This window comes from Vibrio sp. 10N.222.54.A3 (genome assembly GCF_041474095.1).
GTDB lineage: Bacteria > Pseudomonadota > Gammaproteobacteria > Enterobacterales > Vibrionaceae > Vibrio > Vibrio crassostreae_C.
The window spans coordinates 53541-66239 of sequence record NZ_JBFRTN010000001.1 but is presented as its reverse complement, the minus strand read 5'-3'; the positions used below and the strand labels follow the sequence as shown (position 1 = coordinate 66239).

Below are 12699 nucleotides of genomic sequence, written 5' to 3'. Positions count from 1 at the left end.
GCTGTGGAGCATTTTGCTGCGGTGCGTTGTTATACGCAGGAGCGTTTTGCTGTGGTGCGTTGTTGTACGCAGATCCATTGTTTTGTGGGGCTTGATTCGCAGCTTTTAAGCTTTGAAGTTCGAACTTCTTAACCATACCAAGAACACGACTAACGCGGAATTCATGTCCAGTGACATTATTGCCGTTTTTGTCGGTGTAATCGTTAGTAGAGAGTTCAGTTTCAACCATTAAAGAATCACCTTTGTCTAAACCTTGTTTGAAGTTCTGATCAAAAGTTTTTTGTGAAATTGACAGGCGAGCCCAGTGGGTTTCATCTTGCCAATTTTGTTGCTCATCTTTAAATGAACGAGTTAATGCAATTGAAACATTGTACCAAGTACTGCCATTTGCATTTTTCTGTTCAATCGAACCAACATTGCCGCCAAGCGTAAAGTTACACAATGAAGGTAGTCCAAATTGATTAACAGAATTGCCATCAATTTCGCCTAACACATTATGAAGTTCATAATAAGTATGCGTAAGTTCGCTGTTATTGTTACCAGTGAATTTACACGTCTTAAGAGATACTTTACACACATAACCAACACCGACTGGAAACTCTAATTGCCCATGGGCAAAAAGTTGAATCTGGTTAGTACGTGACTGCATTTGGTTTTGACCGTCTACCCAAGAGGTAACTTGATCGGCCCAGATGGTCGTGTTGCCATTCTCAATTTGAGAACCAGTAACTACGAATGCGATAAGGCCATTGTTTGAACGGAAAGGTTTCATAATTAATTCCTCATTAATAAAATAACGTGGAACTATAGATAGAGTAATCCCCTAGTGGGATATCTATAGCCCACTTTAGGGTCAGGTTTATGACTTAAAAAAGTCACTGGGGACATAGAATAAATCTATGGGAGAATTGCTATTAGCTCTCCAACTAAGGGAGAAAAGTATCACTTTAAAAAAGTGAAAAAATTTCTCGGGTAAATCACCTATAGTAAACCCCAAGAACGGGAGACTTTTGTAAATTAAGCGCAGCTTTTTTAGTGTTTAACTTTTCCGTAAGCTAAGAAGCGTTCAAAAACTCATTTTTTAGCTGTTGCAGTTTTTCTGCCTGAGCTGCCGAATCTGGCGCTTCATTTCGCTGTTGTACGGCCAACTCAATTCGATCTGGAACCGCCTCTCTCAAAAATGACAACTGCTCTTTGAAGAAACACAGTCGCAAGTACTTCTCAGCTCTTGTTATCCCCACATACAACAAGCGACGCTCTTCCTCCCAATGCTTTTCGCCTAAACCATCTTTATCTGGTTGCGGAATTCTTTCATCTTGACAGCTCAATATCGCGACTTTCGGAAACTCTAGTCCTTTAGAGCCATGCAACGTAGCGATCACTACCTCATCTGTACCAATCTTTTCAGCCTTTTTAGCGTTTATTTTGGTTATCCGGTCATGAAACTGATCTGCGGCCTTAGCCAAACTGCCAAGTGACGCAGCTGTTTTGGTTAGGATGTCAGCCATCGCTCCAAGAGCCGCAGGAGAGTTCATATTTCGTTGCGCCATCACCATTGAAATGATCTTTCGTTGATACTCGGCGTTGACCGTTTTGCTTGGCTCTTTTGGGACACCTTCATGCATGAACATTTCAAAAATTGATTGGGTGTGGATTAGCAATGATTGGCTTTGGGTTAAGGTGGTTACCGTCCCAATAAAGTCGATTCCATTTGATTTAGCACTTTTCGCCATATCAATCATCACCTCATCTTCATGCATGTAAGCCAAGAAATCTTGTAGATACCGACTGTTACGGTGTGTCAGCATCCACATCAACTTGATATAACAAATTACATCGGCTGACTCAAAGAAGCTCTTACCGCCGAGGCGCTTAACTTTCACTTTATGTTTGGACAACTCCAGCTCAACTGTATCGATTTCTTTATTGGTTCTAGCCAGTACCGCCCACCCGCCTTGATCGGCAAGGATACCTTCAACAACACTTTCAACTTGATGGTCTTCATCCTTAAAACCATGACAATCGACAACACCGCCCTCCTCTACGTGTGACCTTAATTCTTTGGGGATTCGTTCTACATTGTGTTGAATTAGGTTGTTGGCCACATTCAGTATTGCTGGTGGACATCGATAACAAATTTTTAAGCTGTAGGCTTTCGCGTTTAGATCAGCTTGCATGTTACGGAAGTTATCGACCCCTCTTGCATTTCGAAAGGCATAGATTGATTGGTCATCGTCTCCAACAACCATGATGCAACAACCTCGTTTAGCGTGCTCGTAAAGAAACATATATTGGAGATCGTCGGAATCCTGAAACTCATCAGCACATATGTGAGTAACGCCTAAAGTTTCTGACAGTGGTCGAATTGTTCCATCTCGCAGACCATGAATAACGTCGCGAGATATCTGATTTAGGTCGACTTTGCCCTCTTTTCGCATGATGCTTTCATAAGCTGCAAAAAGTTTCAGTTTGATAGATGAGAATTCTGAGCGAGGTATAGTTAAATACTGTCCGATCGTACTTATCGTTTTCTCTGCTTCCTCATAACTCATAGCCACATGACAAGCACGCATCGCTCGCTCAATATAGATGTTTAAGTGTCCACCCATAACAATCGTTTTATACGAATTAGTTTGACGCCAGAGCTGCACAGCCATCGAATGAAAGGTACTTGGAAAGACGCGAAGAGTCTGACTTCTAGGCATCGTGGACTGGAGTCTGCGCTTGAGGTTGGTCGCAGCGGCATCAGTGAAAGTCAGCATAGCAATTGCGTTTAATTCAGAAACTGATAACACACGCTCGGCGTATCGCACGGACACTTCAGTTTTGCCTGAACCTGGTAAGGCAACAACCATGGTATGGCCTTCCGCATTCACACAAAGATATTGATCTGGATTTAACATATTCGGGACTCGAACTGCCTACTGGAATGGAATATGTACATCAGCGTAGGTGAAAATTTAGCTACATAGTCCAATTAACGAAGGGAATTCACTTTGTTAACTCGTTTCGACATCCATCACTAAATTCGAAAAAAATCGAACCCTTCCCCCCATTTCCCCCCTTTTTTGATGGGCCATTTTTTATATTTTTCTGCTCATGATGTATAAATGTAAGAAGAGTTAACAAATACTCATACAGTTTCACTTGGCTTAGGAAGACAGAATTATGGACTTATTCAAAACAGCATCAGTCATAACCGCCGCATTACTCTTGAATGCATGTGCTTCGAACAGTGCAAAATACGAAATACCGGAAAAAGGGACATCAAGTATCGCGCTGCAAGTTACCCGTTCAGCTGGAAGTGGAACTATCATCGAAGACCAAACCTTACCCAAAGGCGCGATTTCCGATGTGGGTATCGGTGGCTATGTTGGGTCTACAGCAATGGGCTTGGCGTTTGGATCGATGACGACCGGTTTTGGTTTGGCCATTTTAGCGGATCAAAAGTACGGTTGGGATCGAAGAAACCTAGTTATGTATTTGGATGCTGATACTTATAGTGGCTTAGACGAGTATGAAATGTGTAAAGTGATTATGTCTAAAATGGATGAGGTAATGGTTCCTTCATTCGACACACTTCAATCCTTTACCAAAAAACCATTATCGCGAGATTCGAAGTTCTACGATGAACAATACAACGGAGGAGAAAGACTGTGCGTACAGGGTTATCCACTAAATAATGAATTGGATTCACATGCGACGATTTATTACAATGGTGGACGTATCCCATTCCTTGGGACGAGAGTCGGTGTGCGTTCTATTTCGGAACCTTTCAACACAGACTTATTCGATAAAGACCTTAAACAACAGATCCCTGAGACGAATGTCATCGCTGTACGTTTTACTTATTACAGCAGCCTAATAGCGCACATGAAATACAGAGAATTTGATGCAACAGGCTATGTCAGTGCTGATGGTTTATCCACCAGCCCTTCTATTAAACTCCCTGCCGCCACTTTCATGAGTTTACCAATGAAAGAGTTCATAGCTGATTCTCAGTACATCCCTACCGTCAATGCAGTACGAAACAATGACACGGTGTATTACTTCGTTAAACCGGTTGATGGGCAACAGTACACACAAGCGTTAAAGGAGCATCAATCTACGGTAATTGAGATTCTTCAACGCGCTAAAGAGAAAAACTCGCATACCAAAGCTTCAACCCAATAAGTAAGGATCGTAAGCATGGACCAATTCATGACAGTGGTATTGAAGTTTGAAAAGGGTGCAACCTTGCCCAAGAAATTGACGCAAGCGTTCTGCTCGGATTCGAAGTATGAAGATGTCGAGATAACCGCTATCTCGTGCGACGACGAAATCAGTCGTGTGGAGCAATTTGAGTCAGAAGCATAATAGTCAAATGCAAATACAAAGGGCTTACATTGTAAGCCCTTTTTTGATGTCTCGATGGCAGCAGTCCGTCATATACGCCATGTACTTCTCTAGACGGCACTCATAGAACTTAAGGTCATCGACCCACAGAGAAATTAGCTGTTCTTTGCCTTTAAATGGAGCGATAGAGCGCAATGTCTCAAGTAGACCATTTTGTTCACTCTTTGGCGCACGAAGGGTAACGTTGATACCCGTTCCCCCTGTATTCGCCTCCACGATAATTTTACCCCTTGTACAGTGACTTTGTAGTACTGCTAACCCAACTTGTAATTCAGTGAGTTGATTCATCTTAATTTTCGGCATGGATACCTCTTCCGTAGTCGCGAAGGGAGGGGAGGAAATGCCGCTCCTCGTTGGTAATTTAATATTCGTTACACTCACAATAATTGGTGTATTCTTGTGATCATGAAAGAAAGAGCTTATAAATACCGCATCTATCCAACACCTGAACAAGTAACTTTACTTGAGCAGACGTTCGGTTGTACGCGATTTATTTACAACTCTATTCTTCGTTGGCGTACCGATGCTTACCACAATGAGCAAACCAAGATTAACTACAACAAAGCATCAAGCTACCTAACAGAACTAAAGAAAAACCCTGAGTTTCCTTGGCTTAATGATGTTTCTTGCGTGCCTCTACAGCAATCACTCCGCCATCAACAAACCGCATTTAAGAACTTCTTTGATGGTCGCGCTAAATATCCAACCTTTAAAAAGAAGCGCTCTAAACAGTCTGTTGAGTTCACCAAATCCGCATTTAAGTACCGTGACGGGCAACTATTTATTGCCAAGTCCAAACAGCCGCTTAATGTGCGCTGGAGTCGTGAACTGCCTAGCGAACCAACCACGATCTCAATTAGCAAAGACAGTGCTGGTCGTTACTTTGTTTCTTGTCTATGTCGTTTCGAGCCAAAGCCACTACCGATTAGTAAAAATACAGTCGGAATTGATTTAGGTTTGACTGACCTTGTTATTACCTCCAACGGTTTCAAGTCTGGTAATCCCTGTCACACCAAGCGCTACGCTAGCAAACTAGCTAAAGCTCAGCGTGTGCTATCGAAGAAGAATAAAGGCTCTTCTAACTTCCACAAAGCCAGAACGAAAGTCGCTCGCGTTCAAGCAAAAATTGCCGATTGCCGTCGCGACTTCACCCACAAACTGACTTCCCAATTGATAAACGATAATCAAGTGATTAGCTGTGAAAGTCTGAGTGTAAAAAACCTGGTCAAGAATCGAAAACTTGCTAAAGCAATTAGCGATGCTAATTGGGGCGAGCTCGTGCGCCAACTTACCTATAAAGCTGAATGGTACGGCAGAACCGTAGTCCAGATTGATAGGTGGTATCCAAGCTCTAAACGCTGTAATAGCTGCGGTCACGTTGTCGATTCCTTACCGCTGCATATCCGAAAATGGTTGTGTCCTGAGTGCTCTAGCGAGCTAGATCGCGACCTAAATGCGGCACTGAATATTAAAGCTGTCGGGCAGACAGTGTTAGCCTGTGGAGCGTAAGTAAGACTTTAGATTCTATTGAATTTAAAGCGATACGCTATGAAACAGGAATCCCCCTCCGTAATGCCGAAGGCTGGATGTGGGGGAGGATGTCAAGCCATTTGTCCTTTATAAATGAAATCTAGTCGTCCAAAATCGATAACGGAGAGTCACACACTGGTGGTCTTGGGTATACCGAGCAATCCAAGTTACCTGGCATCGCCGCATCATGCGTTTCTTTCAAGTTTTCGTCAGCGTCGGTTGATTCGAATCGCGCTTGGTTAAGATCAACAGGATTCAATGCATCATCATTGTTCGGCATCCAAGCTTGGCTCGACAGTGTATCGAGAGTTAAGTCATCATGTTCAACAGCTAACCCAGAGGCCATAATTAGATTTTCCCATTCGGTTAAATCTATCGTATCCCAGTCTAATTCACTGACTTGTTCAAGTGTCATACCAGAACATTGACCACTTCTCGGATCGAGGCTGATATTTAACTGCGGTGCGGCCTGCTCCATGATGATGCGGCCCAATGGACTTGGGTAGCAGCAATAGTGCTTACGTTTTATCAAACACCCAAAAGGAGTGTCTTTGTGGCAACTGGTTGAGGCGTAGATACATTGTTGTTGGTCGAGCTTCATACCCATCCCCATTTCGAGGTCGTCACACTCCGAAATCATCATTGCACCCAGTTTAATCAGTTGATAAGCAGCGTACACGGCCATAATTGTTGCAAATGCACCTGAGATAGCTGGGTTAAGTGTTACTGTAGTTGTCGCTGATGAGCCCGCACCTTCCTTCACAGTATCAAAAATAGCATTTCGAATTGCATCTGGGAGCAGATCCGCGACCTTTTTCATCAATTCACTTTTAATCTGGTCTAACAAGCCCTGCGTTGCAGATTCCGCTGCAGCCTCACCGACTTCACCCGTGATGTTACGTACCGCGAAGTCCCACCCAGAACTCACAGCATCGGTCACATAGGTTACGGTATCAGTAACTGGACTCGGGTAACTCGACGCCCAAGAACCAAAGCCAGAACCTAATTCAGCGGCTTCGGCTAATCCAGCCAATGATTGTTCCATAGCGTAGTGATGATAGACCCCTTTGATATAATCGAAGATATTAGTTTGGCCTGCGGATAGCGTGCAGCAATTGAAGCCAAGTCCTGTTTGCTCGATACCGCAATATGACACTTCACCATTGAAAACTTTGCAGGTAGAGACATCATCTGGATTTTCACATTCCATGTTCGATTTGATGTCTTCGAGCATTTTGAACGTTGCCATCGCTTCTGCAAAATCATCATTCATCTCTAGCTCGGAATAGCGGCAATCTCCACCCACACACTGCATTTCACCCGTGCAGATGTCTTCCTCCATCGTGTACGAGTAGTTTCCGTTTGTGTAGGTATTACATTCGTAAACTGACTCTTGAACGTAGGCTCGACCCGTTATCGGGTCAACAAAGGCTGGATTTTGTTCAATTAACGCACAATCAGCACTGTTTCTGTATGGCTCGCATCGGTCCGGAATATTGGCATTAAATTCAGTGAAAGAAGTACAAACCCGCTCATTGCTTTCAGGCCAATAAGGTTGCCCACAAATTTGCTGATTAGGTAAGGGGTTACATTCATAGTTGACGGCGTTGGCCTTTAGACACTCTTTACCATCGCTCGTTTGGCCAGCACGAGGAACATTTATCGGCAAGCCAATCAAAAACGGATCGTAATCGTCTATATGCGCGGCTTCGGTATCGACGCACTCCCAACCACCATAGCTACACATCATGCCTTGCTGTCCACCACTTTGATTCAAAGGGTTGCTACAATCTGGGTTGATGTATATTTCGTCGCCTTCATTACCGAACACACCACACGTTGATGGGTCTTGAATCCACCCTAGTTCAGCTGCACAACCTACAGGCGATTGTTCTATGAATTCTCGTGGGTCAATTGGGTCTACGGTACGAACTAGGATGGTGGCTTTACCTTCCCCTCCACCACCAACACCGAGACGCATTTTGAATTTCACTATCCCGTTGTTTGAGCCACGAGCGGCTTGAAATTGGCTCGTTATGTTTGTGTTCGTGGTAAAGACTCGGCTTGAACTGAATTCACAATTGGTATGCTGGTATGGAAAGCCAGTTTCATCTACATATGGGTGCGACCAATTGCCATTCTCATCATAATCAGGGTATGAAGAATCGTTATTGCCAAACCAATACGACTTGGTAGGAACGTATTGATAAACGATTTCGTCATTAAGAGTAAACTGAATGACATCATCCACCCACACGCGTTCAAAGGTCACGGAGCTGATACGCACATCGTCTTCGAGTTCAAATTCAACAAAGTTTATTTTGTGGTAACACCCCATCCCATGGTCATTTGTACCGTTATTTGTTGGGTCACCTACCGTCAACCTGAAGGTATGAGAATCCAGAATTTCTACATCACCACTCCCCGAACGCTTTTTCAAAGGGTAAGTTGTGTGTCGCGTCAGTTCACACTTCATTAAGTTCGAACGATCGGGTTCCATGCATTCATTTTGCACTTTTCCGACATACTCCCTGTTTACTGAATACGTGTTTGTTTCAGTGGTGCAGGCACTATAAAAGTCAGAATCTGAATCTTCGAGGTTATTGGCTAAGTCTTTAAAGATGTTGTCAGCATCGACCATGATAGCGTCATCGGACTCTAGCTTTTGGTAATTGTCGTTATAGTTCAGTTTTAAGGTGTTGTATGCCTTAGCGTCATAATCTGACTCACTGCCAACTGTGTTGCTAGAAAATCTATCAGAGACACCTTGCCCTGAATCTCTGAGTTTGTTTTCATTTTGATAGGCTTGGTAAGCGTCGAATTGCCCTTCTGATCCAACACGCTCAACATCCAATCCAAACAATTCTGAGTTGCCTAGCGAGTTACCACCTACAGTAGCATTACCACCGCTGTAAGTAGGTGTTTGAAAGTTTCCGTATATCTCATCAAGTGACATATCCTGTGCGTAGGTCACCGTTGAGGTAGATGCATACAGCACACCGATAAAAGAAACATGAAAGATCTGAACCAGAAACGCGAACAAGCTAAAGTGAGTCAGTATTCGATTAAACATAACGCCCTGCCTTTTTCTCAAAACAAGATCAGGTTAATCCCGTAACACTTAAAAAATTTCAAATAGCGAGGGCATTTTGAGTTTTTGTTAAACGAATACAAAAAACCACCCGTTAGGGTGGCTCTCTAAAGTTACCTTAAGCAGCAATCATTCCAAGAATACAAAAGATAAACGAACGCTTCCCGACCAGGGACCAATCGCCCGTTCCCCCACTTAAGAACGCTGTCACCGAGTTTATGACAACAACCTGTTGATAGTGGAATTGAAGATCCTCCCCCACCTTTAGGTTGCGAGCTCGCCTCTCTTACTGGGTAAAGCATGGATGAACGATATTGTGTTTTTGGCAACATTGGCGCGTAGTTCGGTTCACAACTGTCTTGAATCATATGATTACCCATTGTCAGCTGTGCTTGCCCACGTCGGTGTAGAGTGGCCATCAAACGCGTGGTTAACAACGAAGTGCCACGTACCGGATCGTCACTGTACTGATTATTACCAGTCATTGGGTAAAGGTTCCCTGAACACCCAGCACAAAAATAGTTTTCAACCACCTCTCCACCAGCCAGTATTTGAGCGCAATCGGCTGTACAGATAGACGTCGCTATTGGGTTCGAAAAGATAACGGTTTCCGGAAACATCACGAACGCCAACAAATCATCTTGATACAACGGGTCGGCTTCGGAAAAGTACGCCAAATCCAATGTTGTCGCCCCATCATAGGTACAATCCGCATTGGCAAACATTTCAATCATTTGCATTACTGGGTAAACCCAATATTTATAGTGAAAAAAAGAAGTTTCTGTATCGTCAATCACTGTTTCTGTTCGGCCTTGTCCAGCACGGGTATTATCGTCTGCCAAACGAACACCGAATGAAGGCATGCAGTATGGCGTTGGTGAAAAAGATACGATCCTTGATGGTTGGAAGAATCCGAGCGGTATACCCCATTCAGGGACACCTAGCTCATCAGCACACATGCAAAAAGGCTTGCTCGAAGCGGCACCTTTAGGCGCGTCCCCACCAATACCGGCTAGTCGAATTGGAAGTAAACAGCTCCAACACATACCGTCGATGACTGTACTCAAGATGTTGGCATCGGGACATAAGTCGCCTGCTTTGTCGTTATCCGCAGCCACAGAATATAAGCTCGCCATGCTTATCATTGTGGACATCAAACCAATCAAAAAGAACCTAATCATATGTTCCTCCCTTTAGTTCTTATTCACTTGCTCTATCACAACACCAGCAGCGTCAATACCTTGTTCTTTAATGTTGTTCACGGAATTCGAGAAGTTTGGGTTATCTTTCATTAGCTGATCTGCAGCATCAATGCTTGATTCAGTAATGTCCCTCACAGAGTTGGCTAGATTGGGCTGTGTATCAGCCAACCACACACCGAGAGCGACGCCGAAACCAATAAGTACGAGATTCTTAATCATGTTGTGTTTTCCTTAACTAGTTTGTTTTGGATTGATTGAACGGTGTAGGTTGGCCACCGTCAGCTACTTGTAGGTTGACCTGAGTGACTGTTTGCGCTGAATACTCATTTATCTGGAACATACCCTCATCGGTACTAATTAACCGAGTCGGGGTCACTTCCAAATCAAATCGATCGATGACTTCTTTAGTCAGGATGGTCACGTCATAGGTGAACTTCTTATTTAACTCAGATATGTGGTCAAACCCCCTATCCTTGTCGATACGTGTAGAAATGAGTTTCACTTTCCCGCGAGATTCATTGAGAGACATGTACTTTACAAACTCCACTTCCTGTTCGTCGGTCGCATCAAAGATAAACATGGTTAAATGTGCAGGTACTATGTCGTGGTTTTTAAGCGGCTTGAGGGGATTTATTAACTCTCCTTTCTTGGCCAGAATAAGACCATTCACCGCTTTCACATCAGCAGTGGCTATTACTGTTGGGTCAAAGTCGAACTCACGGTCTTTCGCGGCTGGTGGAAGAGTATGAAAACTGCGGTTATGCCAGTGGCGTGCTATTGCTTGTTTTTGTTCCGTTTCCCAATCCACGGCCCTCATTCTATTTTTTGACTCTTCAATGAAGCTTTTTTCTGCGATAGGAAATATGGACCCCATTTCACCAAGGAATACCTCGGAGCCGTCATAATCAGGGTTTGCTGCCGCGCTTTCCGTCTCGTTCTGTAAGTAGCTTGCGCTGATTAGACCTTTCACTTTCCCGACGAGTTTTGTGTTATCGGATAATTTGCGCTCATAAACCATCGTTGGAACTTGTTCAATGTTGAAACGCTCGAATGCCATTGGATCCATGTAAACAGCGGCTTTATTGATTCGTTTCAGTTTGTCTGGGTTCTCGGCATGCGTGCGTATGTCATCTTGAGCATTAGCCAGTTTGACCTTTAATTGCCACAAACCTTTAATCATATCTGGTACGCCCACGTCGCCAGGTCGTAAGCCGTTAAACACAACACGGCCTCCCCACTCTGCAGCGAGCTCTAGCACCTCTTTCATTTGGTGATCAGGCATTGAACTCGACACGAATATCCAAAAAACAGTGTTCGCTTCTTCATCGTCGTATTTGTTGTCTACTTTTTGACTTGGAGACGAAGGGTTAGGCTGCTCAATGCTTATCGAATCGAGATTATCAATTGTCAATGTGGAGGGATCGAATGCTAAGGGTTTTGGTTGTCCTTCATTGACAATTGAATTGGCTTGATACTGAGTTTGGTTATCATCGATAACATCTTGAAGGGCTCTGAAATTGATATCTGGCGTATCGTCCTTGCGATATTCGATAAGAGAGTCCGATTGGTCAGAAATAGTACTGTTCAACAACTTGGCGTGATCCGCCATTTGTTTCAGTTCTTTCATCATTTTAGGGTTCAAGTTACTTGCATCTAAAACTGCTTGAGTACCTTCAACTTCATGGGCGTTGGATATGATGTCGTTACTTCGTTGTACATTGTCCAGATCTTCTTGAGTGAGTTGTCCGTTAGCCAACGCGTAAGTCGCAATGAATGAAGTTAGTAACAAGACGTTGTGTGCCTTAGAGAAATGCATAGCCAACTCCGATAATTTGAGAGTGTTCAACTAAACCCCAGTATCTTGAATCAAAAGAGGTAGGTAGCGTGCCAAGAGCGAAATATTGACCTTCAGGGACAACGAAAGTTTTATTGAGGGTATCGAAGTCGATTTGGGCATAATTAATCATTCGACGAGCATCAGCCGCATAACGAATGACCTCCCCATCTTTGGTGGTCACGGTGACTCCATCCAAGTCAAAGGTCACGGTATCGCCAGCAACACCAGCTGCTATTTTCAAGAAATTGGTGCCATGTGCGAAATAAGGTTGTGCGTTAAGCGACAGGAAGGACATGAGTTGCCCACGCTTGGGGAAATGATTCTTAGAGTCGATGACTGCGGCCTTGATAGGTAAACAACCCAATGCTGTTGGGACCAATGAAATCTGATACCGACCACTAAGTAACAATACGGCCAACACTAAGCCAACGAGCGTGCCGAATATTTTGATATATGTGTACTGTGTAATGTTCATACGCTTCCGTTACCGAGACATTGATAAACTGGATATACGTAATCTTCACACTTTATTTAGTCATAAAATCCAAATAGGCAGCCAAATATCGATGACTAATTGATCTATTTGCTGTGCGTTTAAAATTTATGGGAATGATAACTACAATACATATAGAAATGCTAATATA

General features: G+C 43.6%; 11 protein-coding genes. 3 read left to right on the top strand and 8 right to left on the bottom strand.

The window, feature by feature from the left end; translation table 11 throughout:
• Both AB4507_RS00280 and AB4507_RS00275 read right to left on the bottom strand, forming a co-directional pair.
• Window positions 1-772, bottom strand: a 772-nt coding sequence (locus AB4507_RS00280; protein WP_372182035.1) for a single-stranded DNA-binding protein, incomplete at its 3' end; no start/stop codon positions are given.
• A 283-nt stretch (window positions 773-1055) separates the two neighbouring features.
• Window positions 1056-2903, bottom strand: coding sequence for an ATP-dependent helicase (locus AB4507_RS00275; RefSeq protein WP_372182033.1), 1848 nt, complete (start codon window positions 2901-2903; stop codon window positions 1056-1058).
• Between the two features lie 265 nt (window positions 2904-3168).
• Here AB4507_RS00275 and AB4507_RS00270 point away from each other — a divergent pair, with 265 nt between their 5' ends.
• Together AB4507_RS00270 and AB4507_RS00265 are read left to right on the top strand one after the other, a co-directional pair.
• The gene (locus tag AB4507_RS00270; RefSeq protein WP_372157312.1) at window positions 3169-4173 is read left to right on the top strand and encodes a hypothetical protein; all 1005 of its coding nucleotides are present in this window, start codon (window positions 3169-3171) and stop codon (window positions 4171-4173) included.
• A 15-nt stretch (window positions 4174-4188) separates the two neighbouring features.
• Window positions 4189-4356 (top strand): hypothetical protein, encoded by a 168-nt coding sequence (locus AB4507_RS00265; protein ID WP_372127965.1) that lies wholly within the window; start codon window positions 4189-4191, stop codon window positions 4354-4356.
• Between the two features lie 24 nt (window positions 4357-4380).
• On the opposite strand, the gene AB4507_RS00260 is transcribed toward AB4507_RS00265, so the two are convergent.
• Window positions 4381-4698 carry a hypothetical protein gene (locus AB4507_RS00260; protein ID WP_372127963.1) on the bottom strand — a complete coding sequence of 106 codons (318 nt, stop codon included), beginning with the start codon at window positions 4696-4698 and terminating at the stop codon, window positions 4381-4383.
• Between the two features lie 102 nt (window positions 4699-4800).
• Between AB4507_RS00260 and AB4507_RS00255 the strand changes: the two genes are divergently transcribed.
• Window positions 4801-5904: an RNA-guided endonuclease InsQ/TnpB family protein gene (locus AB4507_RS00255; RefSeq protein ID WP_372127969.1), complete on the top strand. Its 1104-nt coding sequence runs from the start codon at window positions 4801-4803 to the stop codon at window positions 5902-5904.
• A 121-nt stretch (window positions 5905-6025) separates the two neighbouring features.
• Here AB4507_RS00255 and traN read toward each other — a convergent pair whose 3' ends face one another.
• The 5 genes from traN to AB4507_RS00230 form a co-directional block, all read right to left on the bottom strand.
• Window positions 6026-8998: a conjugal transfer protein TraN gene (gene traN, locus AB4507_RS00250; RefSeq protein ID WP_372127962.1), complete on the bottom strand. Its 2973-nt coding sequence runs from the start codon at window positions 8996-8998 to the stop codon at window positions 6026-6028.
• A 131-nt stretch (window positions 8999-9129) separates the two neighbouring features.
• Complete coding sequence (locus AB4507_RS00245) at window positions 9130-10197, bottom strand: TraU family protein (RefSeq protein WP_372127960.1); 1068 nt, start codon at window positions 10195-10197, stop codon at window positions 9130-9132.
• 12 nt (window positions 10198-10209) lie between these two features.
• Complete coding sequence (locus AB4507_RS00240) at window positions 10210-10437, bottom strand: hypothetical protein (protein ID WP_081230308.1); 228 nt, start codon at window positions 10435-10437, stop codon at window positions 10210-10212.
• A gap of 16 nt (window positions 10438-10453) precedes the next feature.
• Window positions 10454-12034, bottom strand: a complete 1581-nt coding sequence (locus AB4507_RS00235) for a TrbC family F-type conjugative pilus assembly protein (RefSeq protein WP_136987065.1) — start codon at window positions 12032-12034, stop codon at window positions 10454-10456.
• On the bottom strand, window positions 12021-12530 hold the full coding sequence (locus tag AB4507_RS00230; protein ID WP_086714935.1) for a S26 family signal peptidase: 510 nt from the start codon (window positions 12528-12530) through the stop codon (window positions 12021-12023). Before AB4507_RS00230 ends, AB4507_RS00235 begins: the two co-directional genes overlap by 14 nt.
• Between the last annotated feature and the right edge of the window lie 169 nt (window positions 12531-12699).